This window comes from Salmonella sp. NW645 (genome assembly GCF_051703725.1).
GTDB lineage: Bacteria > Pseudomonadota > Gammaproteobacteria > Enterobacterales > Enterobacteriaceae > Salmonella > Salmonella enterica.
This window is the reverse complement of record NZ_JAMMKR010000007.1, coordinates 290,080-309,682: the sequence shown is the minus strand read 5'-3', so window position 1 is coordinate 309,682 and position 19,603 is coordinate 290,080. Positions and strand designations below refer to the sequence as shown.

Sequence of the window (19,603 nt, the reverse complement as noted above, 5' to 3'; positions counted from 1 at the left end):
TGCCGAACTCAGAAGTGAAACGCCGTAGCGCCGATGGTAGTGTGGGGTCTCCCCATGCGAGAGTAGGGAACTGCCAGACATCAAATAAAGCAAAGGGCCCAATCGAAAGACTGGGCCTTTTTGCATTTATCTTTCTATGGAAAAAGTTATCGGGTAATGACGCCGACGCGTTTTAAACATCTTCGTAGAGTGGATAAAAACCGTTTTAGTAAACGTGATTTCCCGCCATATATCCGCCTGAACCATCGAATGTGAACCGTGCTGAAGTAGATGTACAAACGGCTTTTACTTACGCCACTAATAAGCAATAGAGATATTCGCTGAGGACTGAGAATCTGGCCTATTTGGCTATTTTATTTGCCAGTTTGGCCCTGGGACAGTGCTCAAAATCCTCATGTATTACGTGTATGCTCCGGTTTATATCCAGACTGTCTGTAATAATTACGCCTAATGACCACGCTCTAAGTCTTACTGTATAAAGCCTGTTTGTAATGCGGCTTACGATGCTATCAAGCTACAATTTTGTTTGCATCGGACAAGGAATAGAATAAATACCATCGGGATGGGCGAGTAAGAAAAGAGAGCGTTTTATCGTGTTAACTTTCGGGGGATAGGCTGAACAGATTACGTCGCTGAGTATCCTTACGACCTTTATATTATTACTGAAAGCGCGGCATTGCCGCGCCTGCATGTATCATTTAGAAAGCGCAATGATACCCATCGTCAACCCTGCTACCGCCGCAGCGCCGCCAGCAATAGCGCCTGCTGTCTCCCAGTTATCCTGCGTAGTACCTTTCATACATGTATTGGTATGAACCAGCCGCCCTTGATCGTCATAAACCGGTACGCAGGGAGAATCATGTGCACAACCTGCCAATAAGGTGGTAAGCAATGCAACTGGAATTAGTCTTTTCATGGTGTTACCTCATTAATCAGCGTTTCGCGAAGTACAGCAACGTAAATGCTGGCTCTAACCGCTGCGAAAACGAGAGTTATTTTACCACCACAGAAAAAATGGCCGACATGAGGAATCATCTCAATTCATGTGAATTGTAAAAACTATGGAGAATGCAGAGGTAAGCGGAGAGGGGGGAATAGCGGAGATAAAGACTACCGTTTAAAAAGGCGTCCGAAGACGCCTCTGTTTACCGGTTAATCATGATGGCGATTAAATCGGCGTTTTACAACAACGAAGAATACTGGCACGAAGAAGATAGCTAATAAGGTTGCGGTTAACATTCCCCCCATAACCCCTGTGCCTACTGCGTTCTGTGCCCCACTACCTGCGCCACGACTGATAACTAACGGCATTACCCCGAGAATAAAGGCCAGCGAGGTCATTAGAATAGGACGTAAACGCATACGGGATGCTTCCAGCGTCGCTTCAATCAATCCACGTCCTTCTTTTTCCATGAGATCTTTGGCGAACTCGACAATCAGGATGGCGTTTTTAGCAGAAAGGCCAATAGTGGTTAACAAGCCAACCTGGAAGTAAACGTCATTGTTCAGACCGCGCAATGACGCTGCAAGCAGAGCGCCAACCACGCCGAGCGGTACGACCAGCATTACCGAGAACGGAATTGACCAGCTTTCATACAGAGCGGCAAGGCAGAGGAAAACGACAATGAGTGAGATTGCGTACAGCGCCGGCGCCTGGTTACCTGACAACCGTTCCTGATACGACATACCTGTCCAGTCATAGCCAATACCGTTTGGCAGCTGTGAAGCCAGATTTTCCATTAACGACATGGCTTCACCGGTACTTCGTCCGGGCGCTGCTTCACCGAGCAGTTCCATTGACGGCATCCCGTTATAGCGTTCCAGGCGTGGCGAACCATAAATCCACCGTGCTGAGCTAAAGGTAGAGAAGGGCACCATCTCGCCATTGGCGCTGCGTACATAAAGATTGTTGATATCTCCCGGCAGCATACGGAACTGAGCGTCAGCCTGAACGTATACTTTTTTCACTCGTCCGCGATCGATAAAGTCGTTAACGTAATAGCCGCCCAACGCCGCAGAGATGGTTTCGTTGATATCAGACAGCGAAACACCGAGCGCCTGCGCTTTTTCTTGATCGACATCCAGCTTGAACTGTGGCGTGTCTTCCAGCCCGTTCGGGCGTACGCGCACTAATAGATCAGGATGCTTCGCGACCATACCCAGGAGTTGATTACGCGCTTTTGTTAACGCATCGTGACCGAGTCCTCCCTGATCAATCAGCTCAAAGTCGAAACCTGTCGCGGTACCTAACTCGACAATTGCCGGCATGTTGAAGGGGAACACCAACCCGTCGCGAATCTGGCTGAAGGCGCGTGTCGCTCTGGCGATAACGGCTTCGACGCTATTTTCTTCACCGTTACGCTCTTCCCAGGGTTTAAGGCTGACAAATGCCATCCCTGAGTTTTGTCCCTGACCGCTAAAGCTAAAGCCGTTTACGGTAAACACGCTTTCGACGTTCGCTTTTTCATTATTCAGGTAGTAATGAGTGACTTGATCCAGCACATTCTGCGTACGTTCTTGCGTAGCGCCAGAGGGGAGCTGAATCATAGTCAGGAATACCCCCTGATCTTCTTCCGGCAGGAAGGAGGTCGGGAGGCGTAAAAACAGAACCGCCATTCCGACTACAATAAGTAGATAGATAATGAGATAGCGACCCGTATTACGCACGATACCGCTTACGCTGTTAGTATAGTGGTTAACGCTGTGATCAAACCTGGTATTGAACCAGCCAAAGAAGCCGCTTTTTTTCTCGTGATGTTCAGCAGATACAGGTTTAAGCAGCGTAGCGCACAGCGCTGGCGTCAGAATCAACGCAACCAGAACGGATAGCGCCATTGCTGAAACAATAGTAATAGAGAACTGGCGATAAATTGCCCCGGTCGAGCCGCCAAAAAAGGCCATCGGGATAAATACCGCAGACAGTACCATCGCGATACCTACCAGCGCTCCCTGAATCTGCGACATGGATTTTTCCGTCGCCTCTCGGGGAGAAAGGTTATCCTCCATCATTACACGTTCAACGTTTTCTACGACCACTATCGCATCGTCAACCAATAGCCCTATCGCCAGTACCATACCAAACATCGTCAGGGTATTGATGGAGTAGCCAAAGGCGGCGAGTACCGCAAAAGTGCCTAGCAACACGACAGGAACAGCAATGGTAGGAATCAGAGTTGCCCGGATATTCTGTAAGAACAGATACATTACCAGGAACACCAGAATAATCGCTTCAAACAGCGTTTTTACCACTTCGTGGATAGATATTTTTACGAAGGGCGTTGTGTCATAAGGATAAACCACCTTCATTCCCTGAGGGAAGAAAGGCTGCAGTTCCGCCAGTTTCGCTTTGATTGCGGTTGCGGTATCCAGCGCGTTAGCGCCGGTCGCCAGTTTAATACCGAGACCGGAGGCTGGTTTACCGTTAATGCGCGCTACAACGTTATAGTTTTCACCGCCAAGCTCAATACGCGCGACATCTTTGAGATGGACGACAGAACCGTCGGTATTGACACGCAACGTAACTTTGCCGAACTCTTGCGGATCTTTCAGACGCGTTTGGGCGATGATTGAGGCGTTAAGCTGCTGGCCCGGTAATGCTGGCGTGCCGCCCAGTTGGCCTGCCGCAATCTGGTCGTTCTGTACTTTTAACTGGTTGATGACATCAACTGGCGTGAGCTGGTATTTATTTAGCAGATTCGCATCCAGCCAGATACGCATGGCGTACTGTGCGCCAAATAGCTGAACGTCGCCCACACCATTCAGACGGCTGATAGAATCCTTAATGTTAGAGGCGACATAGTCAGAGATGTCGTCCTGGGTAGTGTTCGGATTATCCGAGACGAACCCGGCGACCATCAAAAAGCTGCTGCTGGACTTTTCAACGCTAATCCCCTGCTGCTGGACTTCTTGCGGCAGTAAAGGCGTGGCGAGCTGCAATTTATTTTGCACCTGAACCTGCGCGATATCCGGATCGGTTCCGGACTGGAAGGTCAGGGTGATGGTCACGCTACCAGCAGAGTCGCTGGTAGAGGACATATACATCAGGTTATCGATACCGTTCATATTTTGTTCGATAACCTGAGTAACCGTATCCTGTACCGTCTGCGCATCCGCGCCAGGATAGGTTGCAGAAATAGAAACCGCTGGCGGCGCAATGGTTGGATACTGCGCAACGGGAAGTTGCATTATTGCCAGTGCGCCAGCCATCATCAGGATAATGGCCAGAACCCAGGCGAAAATAGGACGTCTAATAAAAAAGTTTGCCATGTACGGTTACCTTATTGCGCCGTTTTCGCTGCAGGAGCATCGGTAGTGGCTTTCACCTGGACGCCCAGTCGCGCTTTTTGTAAGCCGCTGACGATGACCTTATCGCCCGGTTTTAACCCTTCGCTGATGAGCCATTTATCGCCAATAGCCTGAGCCGCCACGACATTGCGGGCTTCAACCTGGCTTTTATCGTTAACCACCATCACCATTGCGTCGCCGCGCGGCGTGCGGGTTACGCCCTGCTGGGGGACAAGGATGGCATTGGGCTGGACGCCTTCATCAATGCGGGCGCGCACAAACATACCGGGAAGCAGACTGTGTTGCGGGTTAGGGAAAACTGCCCTGAGCGTGATAGAGCCGGTGCTTTCATCTACGGTAACGTCGGAAAATTGCAGCGTGCCTTTAATCGGGTAGACCTGACCATTTTCCATTACCAGTTGAACCGTGCTACTGGCGCTGTCTTTATGCAGGTTACCTTGTTCGACGGATTGCTTGAGTCGCATAAAGTCGTTGCTTGATTGCGTCACGTCGACATAAATCGGGTCGAGTTGTTGCACGGTAGCCAGTTCAGTTGACTGACCATTAGTCACCAGCGCGCCTTCAGTCACATTAGATTTTCCTATACGCCCGCTGATGGGCGAGGTGACTTTGGTATACGCAAGGTTAATACGCGCGCTTTCAACAGCGGCTTTTGCCGCCACAACGGCGGCATCGGCCTGGCGGGCGTCGGCAATCGCCTGATCATATTCCTGTTGGCTGATATATTTTGTGCCGACCAGTGGAACATAGCGTTTGACCGTCAGGTGCGCGATAGCCGCAGCCGCTTCGCTTTTAGCAAGTTCGCCTTTAGCGCTGTCATAATCGGCCTGATAGGTGGCAGGATCGATCTGATAAAGCGACTGCCCGGCCTCTACATCGCTACCTTCGGTGAAGTTTCTTTTAAGCACGATCCCGCTCACCTGGGGGCGAACTTCCGCAATGCGAAATGCGGACGTACGTCCGGGAAGTTCGGTCGTTACGGCTAGCGGCGCTGTTTCGACCACATGGACGGTGACTTGCGGCTCGCCGGCATGAGCCTGGGTATCTCCCTGGTCATTACAACCGGCCAGCAGCGCAGCAGAGAATATGATGAATGAGGGCAGGAGTGAAAACCTGGCATGTTTCGTCATTACTGTTCCTTAAAAAACCGAAAGCTCGTTATTCACCGGATAACGGTAAGGCGTTAACGCGCGAAAAATAGAATAGCAGTGGGGTATCCTACAAATTATTAGCTTGTGATGTAAGCAATACTTATTTTGGGATGGGGTTCACGGCACATAAAAGCAAAAAAAAGAACTATTCCCTGTCGTTTCATAATGTCCCGATTAGTAAAATCATGATGTTGAATAACATGATTCGAAATATATATTTTATATGAATGTGTTTTATTAATTTATTTGTTTTTATTATTGATTTGGCGGTGTTGTGCGAAATAAAAATAGCTGTCTCTCGTCTGACTAAAAAGGACATGGTAAAGTTGTTTTTTATGCTGAGTATTTTATCAGCGTATTTATCGTTTTTATGGTCCAGGATATCTTAATTATGGCGAAGAAAACGAAGGCGGATGCGCTTAAAACGCGGCAACACTTGATTGAAACCGCTATTGCGCAGTTCGCTTTGCGCGGCGTTGCCAACACGACGCTGAATGATATCGCTGATGCCGCTGATGTCACGCGGGGCGCCATCTACTGGCACTTTGAGAATAAAACGCAGTTGTTTAATGAGGTTTGGTTACAGCAACCACCTTTACGCGAACTTATTCAGGATAGGCTTACGGGATGCTGGAATGATAATCCTTTACAGGATCTACGAGAGAAATTTATTGCAGCCTTACAATATATTGCGGCAGTGCCTCGTCAGCAGGCATTAATGCAGATTTTATATCATAAATGTGAATTCCATAATGGTATGATATCGGAACAGGCCATTCGGGAGAAGATTGGTTTCCATCATCAGTCGCTGCTTGAAGTATTACAGCGATGTATGGATAAAAAGCTGATCTCAGGCAGTCTTGATCTGGATGTCATATTAATTATTCTGCATGGTAGTTTTAGCGGAATAGTAAAGAACTGGTTAATGAATCCCACAAGTTATGATCTTTATAAGCAGGCGCCTGCATTAGTCGATAATGTATTAAAAATGCTAAGCCCGGATGGCAGTGTGAGGCAATTAATGCCAAATGAACAACAGGCGGAAGAAGCCTGAGATTATTTTGAGTTGATATTATATATTGACCTTGTGAATATATTGGCAGGGTCCCGAATATCGCGAGCAATTTCCTCTGCCGTACGCGGCTTGCCAAGCAGGAACCCCTGAAGTGTATGGCATCCTAACTGGGTCAAAAATTGTTGCTGCGTTTCATTTTCTACCCCTTCTGCCACAATTTGCAGATTTAACGCTTTCGCCAGCGCGACAATAGCCGCAACAATGGTCGCGCCGTCGCTTGCCTCGCTGAGTTCATGTACGAAAGCGCGATCAATTTTTAGTTCGCACGCCGGAAGACGTTTCAGATAGAGAAGGCTGGAATAACCGGTGCCAAAGTCGTCAATAGAGGCCTTAACCCCCATTTCCGTTAATCTGGTGAGTATAGCGACGCTTTGCTCTGGCTTGTTCATCGCCGTGGTTTCGGTGATTTCCAGAATCAATAAATCGGGACGGATACTGTGTCGGGCCAGGCTCCGCGTAATGGTGTCCACAAGGCCGGGCTGCTCAAATTGTAAGGCGGAAAGATTTACCGCCACTGACCATAAGGCGTATCCCTGTAAGTGCCACTCGCGTAGCTGTCGACACGCCTCGTCTATCACCCAGCTACCGATAGTGACGATAAGACCCGTTTTTTCCGCCAGCGGTAAAAACTGGTCAGGATTCAGTACGCCTTGTTTTGGATGATACCAGCGCAACAGGGCCTCAAATCCTACAATGGGGCCGGCAGGAGCCTGAAATTTAGGCTGGTACACCAGCCTGAGCTCTTGTCTTTCCAGCGCCAGCCACAGGTCATTCATTAGCTGAAGCTGGGTTTGCGCCAGCATATTCATTGATGGCTGAAAGAAATGGTATCCGTTACGCCCCGTATGTTTCGTGTGGTACATTGCGGCATCGGCGTTGAACATCAGTTCCCGTTCGTTTTTTCCGTCCAGCGGATAGAGCGCTATTCCCACGCTAAGGGTGACGACCAGTTCGTACGGATCTATCGTAAAGGGCGCATCTATCGAATGTACCAGCGCGCTGGCAAGGGAAGCCGCTTCGTCAGGCGCGCTGACTTCTGCAAGCAGCACAAATTCGTCGCCGCCAATCCGCGCTAGGGTAAACTGCCCGCTCAGCGGTTGGTTCAGACGATGCGTGACCGCTACCAGTAGCTTATCGCCGATATCATGACCATAAGCGTCATTAACGGCTTTAAAGCCATCCAGATCCATAAACAGTAGCGCGAAAGACGTGCTTTCCCGATTCGCTTTGCTGATGGCCTGTTCCAGACGATCTTCAAGGAGTACCCGGTTTGGTAAACGGGTGAGCGTATCATGCAGCGCCAACTGCGCCAGTTCCTGGTTCGCCTGCGCCAGCGAAGAGGCAAGTAGTGCGGTGCGGGCCTGAAGCCGGGCGTCAAATAAAGAAACCAGAAGAGTAATGCCCAGGATAGTCAGCGCGACCACGCTGACAAGAACAGCCAGCCAGTTGCTATCGACGCCACGATGCTCCATCGGCCAGTTTTGGGGAAAGTGTGCGGCCTTCATGCCGGCGTAATGCATGCCGGCGATAGCTATCCCCATTAATACCGCAGCGCCTGCTCGCCTCAGGGCGACATCTGTTCCCTCATGACGCAGGCGGAACGTGAGCCACAGCGCGCCGCAGGACGCCAGTAGCGCGATAATGATAGAGAGGGCAACCCACGCGCTATTCCAGACGATAATGGAAGCAAATTGCAGCGCCGCCATCCCGGTATAATGCATTGCGCTGATGCCCAGTCCCATCACCAGCGCGCCCGGCAGTAAACGGCGCAGGCGCAGTTTTTCAGCGCTGACCAGCCATAGCGCAAACAGGGAGGAGCCGATCGCGATCAGCATGGAGAGGCCGGTGAGGAACGGATCGAAGCGCATGTTCATCGCGTGATCCATCGCCAGCATCCCGACAAAATGCATCGCCCAAATACCGACGCCCAGCGCGAAGCCGCCGCCTATTAGCCATATTCTGGCGTTTGATCGGGCGCTTCCGGCTACGCGTCCGGCCATATTTAATGCGGTATAGGACGCAAAAATAGCGACAGCAAATGAAACCGCCACAAGGATGTGGTTGTACTCACTAACCGGCATGTATCACTAGCTCATTGGTTATGCAGGAAAAGAACAGGACGAGACAGTATCACCCCTTCTTTTATCCTCAACGTGTTTTAATTCCCTGTTTTTATAAGGGATAAAAGAAATCCGGGTGATAAATAATCATAGGTTAAATCGCCCGGCTCGCTACTCCAGATCGGTACAATTGATCAATTTGAGAGGGTTAACCGAATCCATGTTTCGGCACTTATCCTGTTCAGTTGCCATCAATTCGATCCATTGCATCAAAAGCGCATCAAAAAGAAAAACGGAGACGGCAAAAACAACCAGCCACCAATACTTACGTATCATCGTCAAATCCTGTGTATTCATGCCCATGCGTGCTGGGAATATACATGAAATTTTGACGCTGAAAAGCGGACTTACAATGCTTTTACTTCTCTGAAGATAGCGCGTTTATCCCGACATTTCGCTGCTTTTTGGACAGGTTTTGTGTTTTTCTCTTTTTGACTTTTGCAAGTTCATTTTCTGAATAATGCGAAGTGACGCTCAATCTTCTGAGCCCCATTTTTACGTACTCATTATTGAGTTCAATACCGATAAACTTACGACCTGACGCCGCTGCGACAGCGCCTGTGGTGAAACTGCCCGCGAAAGGGTCCAATACAGTATCGCTCGGGTTAGAAGAGGCCAGTATGATCCGTTTTAACAGCGCGCTGGGCTTTTGCGTAGGATGGTTTTCATATTCATCCATCAGATAACGTACGCGAGGAAATGACCAGACGTTGCCCGGCACTTTTTTCTGATTGTATGGTTGGGGCGGGTTTTTTCGATAATCGATTAGCGCGCGCTTAGCGCCCGTGGTGGTCTCGACCAGAATCGCGTCACGGTTAAAGGTATAGCTTTTCGGGTTCTTTACCATCATCAGGATCGGTTCATACATAGAACCAAAGTATTTTTTCGCCTGCACCCCGGAACTATCATAGGACCAGACGATACGGCTTTTGATGGTAAAAAGCGTTCGGCATTTGAGATCGATATACGGCATATTTTCTGTGCTATTCATGATGTACATGGTGCCGTGTTTCTTCAGTACGCGGTGGCACTCATCAATGCATTCATACAGCCAGGCCAGAAAAGACGCTTCGTCCCAGGATTCGACCATACCGTCGAAATCTTTTCCGATATTGTAAGGCGGATCGGCAAAAATTAAGTCAATGCTTTCAGAAGGCAGTTTTTTAAGTTCTGTTAGCGCGTCACCGTGAATAATCTTCTTCGATTCATCGCCAAAGTACTGAGGTTCACATTCCGCTTTCATGACCAAATTCCATGTGATGCGTATAAAAAAGGCGCTTCCCCATGCCGAGTAGCGCCTTTTTAAACAAGCAGTTAGCTAATCGAAATTAGTTCATGCCGTATTTTTTTAATTTTTTACGCAGCGTACCACGGTTGATGCCCATCATCAGAGCAGCACGGGTCTGGTTACCACGGGTGTATTGCATCACCATGTCCAACAGGGGCTGTTCTACTTCAGCCAGTACCAGCTCATACAGGTCATTAACGTCCTGACCATTCAGTTGAGCAAAATAGTTCTTCAGTGCCTGTTTAACCGAGTCACGCAGGGGTTTTTGGGTTACCTGATCCTGAGAGTTAACGGTAGAAACGGTCAGTACGTCAGAATTTACGCGTTGTTCGAACATAGTTCTGTCAGCTCTTTATTTCTGTTTACGCAAAATTTTCGAAGTATGCCTCCAACGCCTCCAGCTGTTCGCTGGCGTCCTCAATAGCGTTGAATGTGCGCCGAAACTGGTCGTCTGGAGCGTGCTCCTGGAGATACCAGGAGACGTGTTTACGCGCGATTCGGTACCCTTTTGCCTGACCGTAAAAGTCATGCAGTTCCCGAACATGCGTGCAAAGCAAGCGCTTTACCTCTGCCAGCGGCAGCGGCGGAAGCAGCTCCCCAGTGTCCAGATAATGCTGGATTTCCCGAAAGATCCAGGGTCTTCCCTGAGCTGCGCGGCCTATCATCAGGGCATCCGCCCCTGTATAGTCGAGAACAGCTCTGGCTTTATGCGGGTTAGTAATGTCGCCATTCGCGATAATCGGAATGGAAACTTTCTGCTTAACTGCCCGAATACTGTCGTATTCAGCTTCTCCGTTGAACAAACAGGCGCGGGTGCGGCCATGGATGGTCAGAGCCTGAATACCACAATCTTCAGCCAGTTGGGCAATCTCTACGCAGTTACGGTGTTCCGGCGCCCAGCCGGTGCGAATCTTGAGAGTCACAGGAACGTCCACCGCGTTTACGACCCCGATGAGTATAGACTTCACTAAATCCGGGTACTGCAAGAGGGCTGAACCTGCCAGCTTACGATTCACTTTCTTCGCCGGGCACCCCATATTGATATCAATAATCTGGGCGCCGCTTTCCACGTTAATACGTGCGGCATCGGCCATCTCAACAGGGTCGCTACCGGCAATTTGCACCGTGCGAATTCCTGGCTCATCAACGTGCACCATCCGTAAACGAGATTTATCGCTTTCCCACACTTGCGGGTTAGAAGACATCATCTCGGATACTGTCAATCCTGCTCCCATCTCATAGCACAGCGTCCGGAAAGGTCTGTCAGTAATGCCAGCCATGGGCGCTGCGATCAGGCGATTTCTGAGCTGATATTGTCCGATGCGCATGAGTTAAGAAATGACCATACTGTGACTGCAAGGCGGCGTATATTACGCATTTTTTGCACGAGATGAAAGGCCAAACTTTGAACAATCCACTGTTGTAGATCAATGAATCGTGCTTAAAAACAGCAAAATAAATTTATAATTCAGTAAAATCATAGAGTTATTTATTGTCGGCGGTTTTGTACGCGCTTACAAATTCCCGTAACTTCTCTCTATTTCTTCGACCAGAAACAAGATAAACGGAATAATCTGCTTTTTTTATAAGCTAATTACCCCAAATGAATGGGATCGCCGTCTCGTTTCAGGACAAGATCACTTCCCGCTGCGCGTGATTTTTCTCCATTGCCAGTCGGAAGGGGGCGCACAGACGCGCTTTTGTGTTCATGAATGGCACGCATAAATTTTCCCAGCTGTGCTGAAGAGCGCGTTAGCGGATGCTGCAGAACAACCCGGACAGCATTACTAAGCACGAGGGCGATGGCTGTGACCCGTTAAAACGCCAGTACCTTTTGTCCGCTGGTAGCAGCTGATCATCCAGACGGATAGTGACAAAGAAGTCATTTCAGGCATTCATTTGATGAATTTAATGATGTCTCGGTGCCTGAAAGGCGTTAAGGCAGTTGTGTGGAGAAAAGCGTGGCCGGGCGACCACGCTGACAAGAATTATTTTTTACGGCCAGTAATGCGGCACCACTCTTCTTTTTCGACGACCGGGTCGAGAGTGAAAAGCTCGGCGTAAGCATCGCAGACGCTTTCCGCCTGGCTGGCTAGAATACCTGAAAGCCCCAGCAGACCGCCCTCAACGGGCAGTACGCTGATTAACGGGGCCAGTTCGCGTAATGGGCCTGCCAGGATGTTAGCGACGACCACGTCGGCTTTCATGGCTTCTGGCTGGTCTTTCGGCAGGTACAGCTCCAGCCGGTCAGACACGCCGTTGCGTTCGGCATTATCGCGACTGGCCTGAATAGCTTGCGGATCGATATCAATACCAATCGCCTTTGCCGCTCCCAGCTTCAGCGCGGCAATCGCCAGAATGCCTGAACCGCAGCCAAAGTCGATCACGGTTTTGCCGTTGAGATCGAGCCTGTCCAGCCATTGCAGACATAAAGAGGTGGTGGGGTGCGTACCCGTACCGAACGCCAGTCCCGGGTCGAGCATCACGTTGACGGCATTCTCGTCCGGAATGTCACGCCAGCTGGGACAAATCCACAGACGCTCGCCAAAACGCATCGGATGGAAATTATCCATCCATTCGCGTTCCCAGTCTTTATCTTCCAGTTGTTCGATTTTATGGGCAAATCCGGCACCCAGCAGCGGATGTTGCTCCAGAATCGCGACAACTTCTTTCATGTCGGTTTCGGCGTCGAACAGACCGATCACATCGGTATCGCCCCACAGACGGGTTTCGCCCGGCAACGGCTCAAAAACCGGCGTATCGTGCGTATCCTGAAAGGTAATGGAAACGGCGCCCGCTTCCATCAGCGCATCACTCAGCTCTTCAGCATTCGCGCCGGTGGTATTCAGTTTCAATTGGATCCATGGCATGGCAAAACTCTTTATTTATCAGTAGACAATACGGTGGCTTGCGAAGCGGAAGAGCCGAATCGGTTTCCGATCAGAAAAGCCAATAAACTTAACAGTAACGCGGGCACAATCGGATGAAAGCCCAGGTACTGAATATTAAATGTGGCAAGTAGGGCATATAGCCCGCCGCCCACGATCATGGCGCTTAGCGCGCCTGCCGCGTTTGCCCGCTCCCAGTAAAGGCCCAATACCAGCGGCCATAAGAACACCGCTTCCAGGCCGCCAAACGCCAGCAGGTTGAGCCAAATGATCATCTCTGGCGGTTTCCATGCGGCCAGCAGCAACAGCGCGCCTAGCAGTAAAGTAATCGCTGCCGACATACGCTTCAGCCGGATCTCATTTTGCATCTGATCGGGGCGTAGATTGAGATAGAGATCTTTAATGATCGTCGCGGAACTTTGCAGCAGTTGGGCGTTAATTGTTGACATGATCGCCGCCATTGGCGCAGCGAGGAAGATCCCGGCGGCAAACGGCGGCAAAACTTTCACCATTAGCGTTGGGATCACCAGATCCGGCACCGTCAGATCTGGAAGCACCGCGCGACCCAGCGCGCCGGCAAGGTGCATCCCGAACATTAAAATCGCCACGACAATCGTACCGATAATAATGCCCCGGTGTACCGCTTTACTGTCTTTATAGGAGATGCAGCGCACCGCCGTATGCGGCAGGCCAATCACGCCAAAACAGACCAGTACCCAAAAAGAGGTCATAAAAGCGGGAGAAAGTATGTCATCGGCACCCTGCGGCGTTACCAGTTTGGGGTCGAGAGCGTGCAGCGTGTCAACGGCCTGACTTAGACCGCCCGCCGCATGGACCACGCCCACCAGCAGCACTATCGTGCCGACCAGCATCACCAGGCCCTGTAGCGTATCGTTAAGTACGCTGGCGCGAAAGCCGCCAAACGCCGTATAGAGTGCGATACTGACGCCAAATATTAGCAGGCCGGTTTCGTAGGGAATTCCCGCCGCGGTTTCCAGCAGTCGCGCGCCGCCGATAAATTGTACGGTCATTGCGCCAATAAACGCGACCAATAAACTCAGGCTTGCCAACCACACCAGCAGGCGGCTTTGGTAACGAGCGAATAGCATATCGTTAAGCGTGACGGCATTATAGCGACGCGCCAGGATAGCGAATTTTTTACCCAGAATACCCAGTGAAAGCCAGACGGCGGGAAGCTGGATCATCGCCAGCAAGACCCAGCCCAGACCGTATTTATAAGCCGCGCCGGGACCGCCGATAAATGAACTGGCGCTAATATAGGTGGCGGTAAGCGTCATCGCGAGCACGATCCCGCCCATCGAACGGCTGCCAAGAAAATATTCGTTTAAAAAGGTGCCGGCGGTACGCTTGCGCATAGCGTAAATCGAGACCCCGAAGACCACGATCAGATAGGCTACCAGCGGTAGAATGACCTCAAGCTGCATCGTCATCCTCCAGCGAAATATCGCGATAAATGAATTTCACCATCGCCCAGCACAGCAAAATAAAGACCAGCGGCGTCAATAAGCAGGCCATCTCGAACCAGTGCGGCAGACCGGTAATTCCCGGCGAGTCTCCAGGTAAGTAAGCAGCCACTAACCATGCCGCCAGATAGCAAAGGGTCAGCCACAGCGCCCAGCGCGCCTCTTTATGGGCCTGAACAAAACGAGCGTCCATTTTTTGTCCCTTATGGGTGAAGAAAGCGGGAATTGTACATGATGGGGCATCGCTATCCCCAGAAATAAAAAAGGCCGGATTCACCGGCCTTTTGAGATTAACGTGCGATTACTTTTCCTGAAGACCGAGTTTTTTCTCCAGATAGTGGATGTTAGTTCCACCGTGCTGGAAGTGTTCGTCATTCATGATGCGGGTCTGCAGATCGATATTGGTTTTGATACCATCGATAATCAGTTCCTGCAGGGCATTTTTCATACGGGCAATCGCCACGTCGCGGTTTTCACCGTAGCAGATGAGTTTGCCGATCATGGAATCATAGTACGGCGGCACCGTGTAGCCCGCGTAGATATGAGATTCCCAGCGAACGCCAAAGCCGCCAGGCGCATGGAAGCGCGTGATTTTGCCAGGGCTTGGCAGGAAAGTGTTCGGATCTTCGGCATTGATACGGCATTCTACCGCATGGCCTCGAACGACAACTTCGTCCTGTGTGATCGACAGCGGCTGACCCGCCGCGATGCGCAACTGCTCTTTGATCAAATCGACGCCGGTAATCATTTCAGTCACCGGGTGTTCAACCTGAATACGGGTGTTCATTTCGATGAAATAGAACTCGCCGTTTTCGAACAGGAATTCGAACGTCCCTGCGCCGCGATAGCCGATGTCTACGCACGCTTTCGCGCAGCGTTCGCCGATATAGCGACGCAGTTCCGGCGTAATGCCTGGCGCCGGGGCTTCTTCAACCACTTTCTGGTGGCGACGCTGCATGGAACAGTCGCGTTCCGCCAGATAGATAGCGTTGCCCTGGCCGTCCGCCAGCACCTGAATTTCGATGTGGCGTGGATTTTCCAGGTATTTTTCCATGTATACCATGTCGTTGCTGAAAGCCGCTTTCGCTTCCGCTTTGGTCATGGAGATGGACTGCGCCAGTTCAGCATCGCTACGAACCACGCGCATACCGCGGCCGCCGCCGCCGCCGGACGCTTTGATGATCACCGGATAGCCAATACGTTTGGCATGAGCGCGGTTCGCATTCATATCGTCGCCCAGCGGGCCGTCAGATCCTGGTACGGTCGGCACGCCCGCTTTTTTCATCGCGGTAATCGCGGACACTTTATCGCCCATCAGGCGGATGGTGTCCGCTTTCGGGCCGATAAAGATAAAGCCGGAGCGTTCAACCTGCTCGGCAAAATTGGCGTTCTCAGAAAGGAAGCCGTAACCCGGGTGGATTGCCACCGCGCCGGTGATTTCAGCGGCGCTAATGATAGCCGGGATGTTCAGATAACTTTTTACGGACGGTGCCGGGCCAATACAGACCGTCTCATCCGCCAGCAATACGTGTTTTAAATCGCGATCCGCGCTTGAGTGCACAGCGACGGTCTTGATGCCGAGTTCTTTACAGGCTCGAAGAATACGTAATGCGATCTCGCCGCGGTTGGCGATGACAATTTTATCCAACATGTTCGCCTCGTTACTCGATGACGACCAGTGGCTCGTCAAATTCTACCGGTTGACCACTTTCGACCAGAATCGCTTTCACAGTACCTGCTTTGTCTGCTTCGATCTGGTTCATCATTTTCATGGCTTCAACGATGCACAGGGTATCGCCCACGTTCACTTTCTGGCCCACTTCGATGAACGCTTTCGCGTCCGGGCTTGGGGTGCGGTAGAAAGTACCAACCATTGGGGAGCGTACGATGTGACCACTGATTTCCGCTGCGGCAGGCGCTTCCATTGCTGGAGTAGCCGTTGGCGCGACAGCGTTAGACAGAGCGGGTTGCTGCATCATCGGCGCCGCATAAGCCTGCTGCATCACCGGAAAACCGGCGTTTGCCGTTGTGCGGCTGATGCGAACAGATTCTTCGCCTTCAGAAATTTCCAGTTCGGAGATACCTGATTCTTCAACCAGCTCGATCAGTTTTTTAATCTTACGAATATCCATGAGTGGGTTCCGTACTCTTTGTTTAGTGTGATTGTGACAGGCGTTTTAGCGCCGTCTGTAAAGCATGTGAATGACTGCCGCGGGTAAAATACCGCGCATCTTTGATTTGCCTGTTATGCCGTAGCACCCGAAGGTGAAATTCATGATTTGCCAGTCATTGTGTGGCTATCTTCTGCCATTTTCGGGCAAAAAACAAAATATACCTTCATTGCACGATTGTCACCCTTTCTGCGAACGAAAATCGCCGTTGGGCAATGTAAAGTCGCACATTATAACTATTTCGTCGCAATTGGCAGCTAAATACTGGTCTTATCAGGGAAGATAATCAACCCGAAACATAAAAAGGACATTACCTGTTTTGCGTTTTGCAATCGACCGCACAGTTCACCAAACTAGCGCCACCACTGGCGAAACTTCCGGTAACGCAACGCTAAAAGGGCTAACGCTAATGCCGCGTAGATGACCGGTTGCGGTGATAAAATCTTTACCGACCACAGGTAATGTATGGGAGCCAGGATCGCGACAAGATAGACGACGTTATGCAATGTTTGCCAGCGTTTGCCCAATTTACGCTGCGCAAATTGCGTTGAGGTCAACGTCAGCGCCAATAACACCAGCCAGCTAATGATCCCAAGCGTCAAATAAGGGCGTGAAATCAACTCGCTTCCTAACAGCGCCAGGTTATGTATCCCCAGTTCCAGTAAGGCATAGCTGGTTAAATGCAGCGTAGCCCAAACGAAACACCATAACCCCAACAGGCGGCGTGTGCGTATCAATAATGGCTGTTTAGCGTAGCGCGCCAGCGGTGAAACCAGCAAGGTGGCGAGCAAAAATTTGAGCGCGGTTCTGCCGGTAAAGTGTTGGATATCCTTTACCGGGTCTGCGCTGAGTCCACCGTGATTTATCGCCCAAAAGAGCCACAGAAGCGGCAAAAAACCGGCAAGATGCAGACAAACTTTTAGCCAGGTTATCTGTTTTGCTGTCAGACGCACTTAAAAATTCTCCCGCAAATTGAGACCGCGATACAGCGAAGCGACTTCATTGGCGTAGCCGTTAAACAGCAGCGTCGGCTGCCTTTGCACATCAAGGATACCGCCTGAACCAATAAAGCGTTCGGTAGCCTGAGACCAGCGTGGATGATCCACATGCGGGTTCACATTGGCGTAAAAACCATATTCGTTGGGAGCCGACAAATTCCAGGTGGTTGGCGGACGTTCGCGGGTGAGTTTAATGCTGACGATAGATTTAATACCTTTAAAACCATACTTCCATGGAACGATGAGTCGAATGGGCGCGCCGTTTTGCGGGGGTAACGCCTTACCATAGACGCCAACGGTCATCAGAGTCAGCGGATGCATGGCTTCGTCCAGACGTAGCCCTTCGACATAAGGGTATTTCAGTCCGCCGCCAATAAAGCGATCTTTCTGTCCTGGCATATCATCCGGCGCGTATAGCGTTTCGAATGCCACATATTTAGCGTGGCTGGTGGGCTGTGCCTGCGCGAGTAGCTTATATAAAGGGAAACCAATCCACGGCACGACCATGGACCACGCTTCGACGCAGCGCATTCGATAGATACGCTCTTCTAATGGGAAACGATGTGTTAAATCGTCGTAATCCAGCGTAAATGGCTTCGCGACTTCCCCGCTGATTTTCAACGTCCACGGTTCGGTTTTCAGACTTCCGGCATTGGCCGCCGGGTCGGCTTTATCAAGGCCAAACTCATAGAAATTGTTGTAGCCCGTCACCTTATCTTCCGGCGTTAACGCTAAATCGCTTCGCCAGGCGGCAGGCTGACTAAACTCAAGCGGTTTACCGGCAGGCGCTTTCGGACGATCGTTGCCTTTAAACCAACTGAAGAGATCGGCCTGCGCCGTTGAGGGTAAGGATAAGGCGGCCGCGCTGATGCCTAATGCTTTTAGCACCTGTCGGCGCTGCATAAAAAAAGCCGATTCCGCAGTCACATCGGCTTCTGTTAATGGACGTATCTTTTTCATCACAGACTCCCGGTCTACTCACCACAACACAACATGGCGTGTAGTGAATATGACAGGGAGTGTGTCAATGTGTAAAAATAAATAGTTAATTAAGTGTAAATTTTTTTATACGTGACGTTATTTTATCTTCACCAGCGTACGGCCCTGAACCTGATTATTGATGATGGCATCGGCGAACTTCGGCGCATCCGCCAGCGTAATCTCTGTGGCGGCCTGAGCATAGAACGATTCCGGCAGATCCTTAACCAAACGCGCCCAGGCTTCTGCGCGACGTGCCGGTGGGGTCATCACCGAGTCCACCCCTTGCAAACGCACATTACGCAGAATGAATGGCATAACGGTGGTCGGCAGCGCGAAGCCGCCCGCCAGGCCGCAGGCGGCCACGCAACCACCATAGTTCATCTGTGCCAGCACTTTCGCCAGCACTTTATCGCCAACGGTATCAATTGCACCGGCCCACAGCTGTTTTTCCAACGGGCGAGATTCAGCAAACTCATCGCGGCTGAGAATACGGTTAGCTCCCAGGCTCTTAAGATAGCCGTGGGTGCTTTCACGTCCTGATACTGCTGCAACCTGATAGCCCAGCTTATGCAGTAATGCAACGGCAGTACTGCCCACGCCGCCGCTGGCGCCGGTGACGACAATCTCACCGTCTTGCGGGCGAATACCTGCATCTTCAAGCGCCATGACGCACAGCATGGCGGTAAAACCGGCGGTGCCGATGATCATGGCGTTACGGCTGCTCAGTCCCGCAGGCAGCGCGACCAGCCAGTCGCCTTTAACGCGTGCGCGTTCGGCCAGGCCGCCCCAGTGGTTTTCGCCCACGCCCCAGCCAGTCAGTAGTACTTCCTGGCCTGCATGAAAGCGAGGATCTTCGCTTGCGTGAACGGTGCCGGCGAAATCAATACCAGGAATCATCGGAAAATGACGGATAATTTTCCCTGTTCCGGTGATAGCCAGAGCATCTTTATAATTCAGGCTGGACCAGTGGACATCCACCGTCACATCACCTGCCGGCAGTTGACTCTCTTCGAGATGTTGCACGGATGCGAGGGTTTTACCGTCCTGCTGTTCTAAGATCAACGCCTGCATAACCTGTCCTCACTTTACATGGTAGATTGGAAAAATAGCTACGAAGACTATACTCGCTAATTAAAACGTGA

Annotated in this window: 17 protein-coding genes and 1 rRNA gene; 2 read left to right on the top strand and 16 right to left on the bottom strand. The window is 50.9% G+C overall.

The features are described from left to right. Nucleotides 1-79: ribosomal RNA gene (gene rrf, locus NA389_RS17020) — 5S ribosomal RNA — on the top strand; the annotation flags it as partial. 615 nt (nt 80-694) lie between these two features. Here rrf and NA389_RS17015 read toward each other — a convergent pair. The 3 genes from NA389_RS17015 to NA389_RS17005 all read right to left on the bottom strand — a co-directional run bounded on the left by NA389_RS17015 (nt 695) and on the right by NA389_RS17005 (nt 5,435). After that, a complete protein-coding gene (locus tag NA389_RS17015) occupies nt 695-916 on the bottom strand; it encodes a membrane protein (protein ID WP_000825645.1) in 222 nt (73 codons plus the stop codon). 236 nt (nt 917-1,152) lie between these two features. Beyond that, nucleotides 1,153-4,266, bottom strand: a complete 3,114-nt coding sequence (locus tag NA389_RS17010) for an efflux RND transporter permease subunit (RefSeq protein WP_001273291.1) — start codon at nt 4,264-4,266, stop codon at nt 1,153-1,155. Between the two features lie 11 nt (nt 4,267-4,277). Continuing rightward, nucleotides 4,278-5,435, bottom strand: a complete 1,158-nt coding sequence (locus tag NA389_RS17005; RefSeq protein ID WP_000160380.1) for an efflux RND transporter periplasmic adaptor subunit — start codon at nt 5,433-5,435, stop codon at nt 4,278-4,280. Nucleotides 5,436-5,847: 412 nt separating this feature from the next. On the opposite strand from NA389_RS17005, the gene envR reads away from it, so the two are divergent. Beyond that, nucleotides 5,848-6,510: an acrEF/envCD operon transcriptional regulator gene (gene envR / locus NA389_RS17000; protein ID WP_001085721.1), complete on the top strand. Its 663-nt coding sequence runs from the start codon at nt 5,848-5,850 to the stop codon at nt 6,508-6,510. A gap of 2 nt (nt 6,511-6,512) precedes the next feature. Here envR and NA389_RS16995 read toward each other — a convergent pair whose 3' ends face one another. The 13 genes from NA389_RS16995 to acuI all read right to left on the bottom strand — a co-directional run bounded on the left by NA389_RS16995 (nt 6,513) and on the right by acuI (nt 19,532). Next, nucleotides 6,513-8,612 (bottom strand): putative bifunctional diguanylate cyclase/phosphodiesterase, encoded by a 2,100-nt coding sequence (locus tag NA389_RS16995; protein WP_001145324.1) that lies wholly within the window; start codon nt 8,610-8,612, stop codon nt 6,513-6,515. Between the two features lie 150 nt (nt 8,613-8,762). Continuing rightward, complete coding sequence (locus NA389_RS16990) at nt 8,763-8,927, bottom strand: DUF2556 family protein (protein WP_000620015.1); 165 nt, start codon at nt 8,925-8,927, stop codon at nt 8,763-8,765. Nucleotides 8,928-9,009: 82 nt separating this feature from the next. Then, the gene (gene yhdJ, locus NA389_RS16985) at nt 9,010-9,894 is read right to left on the bottom strand and encodes an adenine-specific DNA-methyltransferase (protein ID WP_000642611.1); all 885 of its coding nucleotides are present in this window, start codon (nt 9,892-9,894) and stop codon (nt 9,010-9,012) included. Nucleotides 9,895-9,979: 85 nt separating this feature from the next. Next, nucleotides 9,980-10,276: a DNA-binding transcriptional regulator Fis gene (gene fis, locus NA389_RS16980; RefSeq protein ID WP_000462905.1), complete on the bottom strand. Its 297-nt coding sequence runs from the start codon at nt 10,274-10,276 to the stop codon at nt 9,980-9,982. A gap of 25 nt (nt 10,277-10,301) precedes the next feature. Then, entirely contained in the window at nt 10,302-11,267 is a 966-nt protein-coding gene (gene dusB / locus NA389_RS16975) for a tRNA dihydrouridine synthase DusB (protein WP_001219664.1), read from the bottom strand. A 660-nt stretch (nt 11,268-11,927) separates the two neighbouring features. Beyond that, nucleotides 11,928-12,809 carry a 50S ribosomal protein L11 methyltransferase gene (gene prmA, locus NA389_RS16970; protein ID WP_001145854.1) on the bottom strand — a complete coding sequence of 294 codons (882 nt, stop codon included), beginning with the start codon at nt 12,807-12,809 and terminating at the stop codon, nt 11,928-11,930. An 11-nt stretch (nt 12,810-12,820) separates the two neighbouring features. After that, complete coding sequence (gene panF / locus NA389_RS16965) at nt 12,821-14,272, bottom strand: sodium/pantothenate symporter (protein ID WP_001175683.1); 1,452 nt, start codon at nt 14,270-14,272, stop codon at nt 12,821-12,823. Beyond that, nucleotides 14,262-14,504, bottom strand: a complete 243-nt coding sequence (locus NA389_RS16960; protein WP_000340018.1) for a YhdT family protein — start codon at nt 14,502-14,504, stop codon at nt 14,262-14,264. The genes panF and NA389_RS16960 overlap by 11 nt, the downstream gene beginning before the upstream one ends. 108 nt (nt 14,505-14,612) lie before the next feature. Then, complete coding sequence (accC, locus tag NA389_RS16955; protein WP_000884627.1) at nt 14,613-15,962, bottom strand: acetyl-CoA carboxylase biotin carboxylase subunit; 1,350 nt, start codon at nt 15,960-15,962, stop codon at nt 14,613-14,615. Between the two features lie 10 nt (nt 15,963-15,972). After that, entirely contained in the window at nt 15,973-16,443 is a 471-nt protein-coding gene (accB, locus tag NA389_RS16950; RefSeq protein WP_000354628.1) for an acetyl-CoA carboxylase biotin carboxyl carrier protein, read from the bottom strand. Nucleotides 16,444-16,835: 392 nt separating this feature from the next. Beyond that, complete coding sequence (gene msrQ / locus NA389_RS16945; RefSeq protein WP_001240053.1) at nt 16,836-17,435, bottom strand: protein-methionine-sulfoxide reductase heme-binding subunit MsrQ; 600 nt, start codon at nt 17,433-17,435, stop codon at nt 16,836-16,838. Continuing rightward, nucleotides 17,436-18,440, bottom strand: a complete 1,005-nt coding sequence (gene msrP, locus NA389_RS16940) for a protein-methionine-sulfoxide reductase catalytic subunit MsrP (RefSeq protein WP_000723876.1) — start codon at nt 18,438-18,440, stop codon at nt 17,436-17,438. Nucleotides 18,441-18,557: 117 nt separating this feature from the next. After that, on the bottom strand, nt 18,558-19,532 hold the full coding sequence (gene acuI, locus NA389_RS16935) for an acrylyl-CoA reductase (NADPH) (protein WP_001148254.1): 975 nt from the start codon (nt 19,530-19,532) through the stop codon (nt 18,558-18,560). Between the last annotated feature and the right edge of the window lie 71 nt (nt 19,533-19,603).

Bases quoted from the DNA above. Each gene is read 5' to 3' on its own strand.
- dusB (WP_001219664.1), bottom strand. From the start codon at position 11,267: ATGCGCATCGGACAATATCAGCTCAGAAATCGCCTGATCGCAGCGCCC.
- NA389_RS16995 (WP_001145324.1), bottom strand. From the start codon at position 8,612: ATGCCGGTTAGTGAGTACAACCACATCCTTGTGGCGGTTTCATTTGCT.
- NA389_RS17015 (WP_000825645.1), bottom strand. From the start codon at position 916: ATGAAAAGACTAATTCCAGTTGCATTGCTTACCACCTTATTGGCAGGT.
- NA389_RS17005 (WP_000160380.1), bottom strand. From the start codon at position 5,435: ATGACGAAACATGCCAGGTTTTCACTCCTGCCCTCATTCATCATATTC.
- prmA (WP_001145854.1), bottom strand. From the start codon at position 12,809: ATGCCATGGATCCAATTGAAACTGAATACCACCGGCGCGAATGCTGAA.
- envR (WP_001085721.1), top strand. From the start codon at position 5,848: ATGGCGAAGAAAACGAAGGCGGATGCGCTTAAAACGCGGCAACACTTG.
- yhdJ (WP_000642611.1), bottom strand. From the start codon at position 9,894: ATGAAAGCGGAATGTGAACCTCAGTACTTTGGCGATGAATCGAAGAAG.
- fis (WP_000462905.1), bottom strand. From the start codon at position 10,276: ATGTTCGAACAACGCGTAAATTCTGACGTACTGACCGTTTCTACCGTT.
- msrP (WP_000723876.1), bottom strand. From the start codon at position 18,440: ATGAAAAAGATACGTCCATTAACAGAAGCCGATGTGACTGCGGAATCG.
- panF (WP_001175683.1), bottom strand. From the start codon at position 14,272: ATGCAGCTTGAGGTCATTCTACCGCTGGTAGCCTATCTGATCGTGGTC.
- NA389_RS16990 (WP_000620015.1), bottom strand. From the start codon at position 8,927: ATGATACGTAAGTATTGGTGGCTGGTTGTTTTTGCCGTCTCCGTTTTT.
- acuI (WP_001148254.1), bottom strand. From the start codon at position 19,532: ATGCAGGCGTTGATCTTAGAACAGCAGGACGGTAAAACCCTCGCATCC.
- NA389_RS16960 (WP_000340018.1), bottom strand. From the start codon at position 14,504: ATGGACGCTCGTTTTGTTCAGGCCCATAAAGAGGCGCGCTGGGCGCTG.
- accC (WP_000884627.1), bottom strand. From the start codon at position 15,962: ATGTTGGATAAAATTGTCATCGCCAACCGCGGCGAGATCGCATTACGT.
- NA389_RS17010 (WP_001273291.1), bottom strand. From the start codon at position 4,266: ATGGCAAACTTTTTTATTAGACGTCCTATTTTCGCCTGGGTTCTGGCC.
- accB (WP_000354628.1), bottom strand. From the start codon at position 16,443: ATGGATATTCGTAAGATTAAAAAACTGATCGAGCTGGTTGAAGAATCA.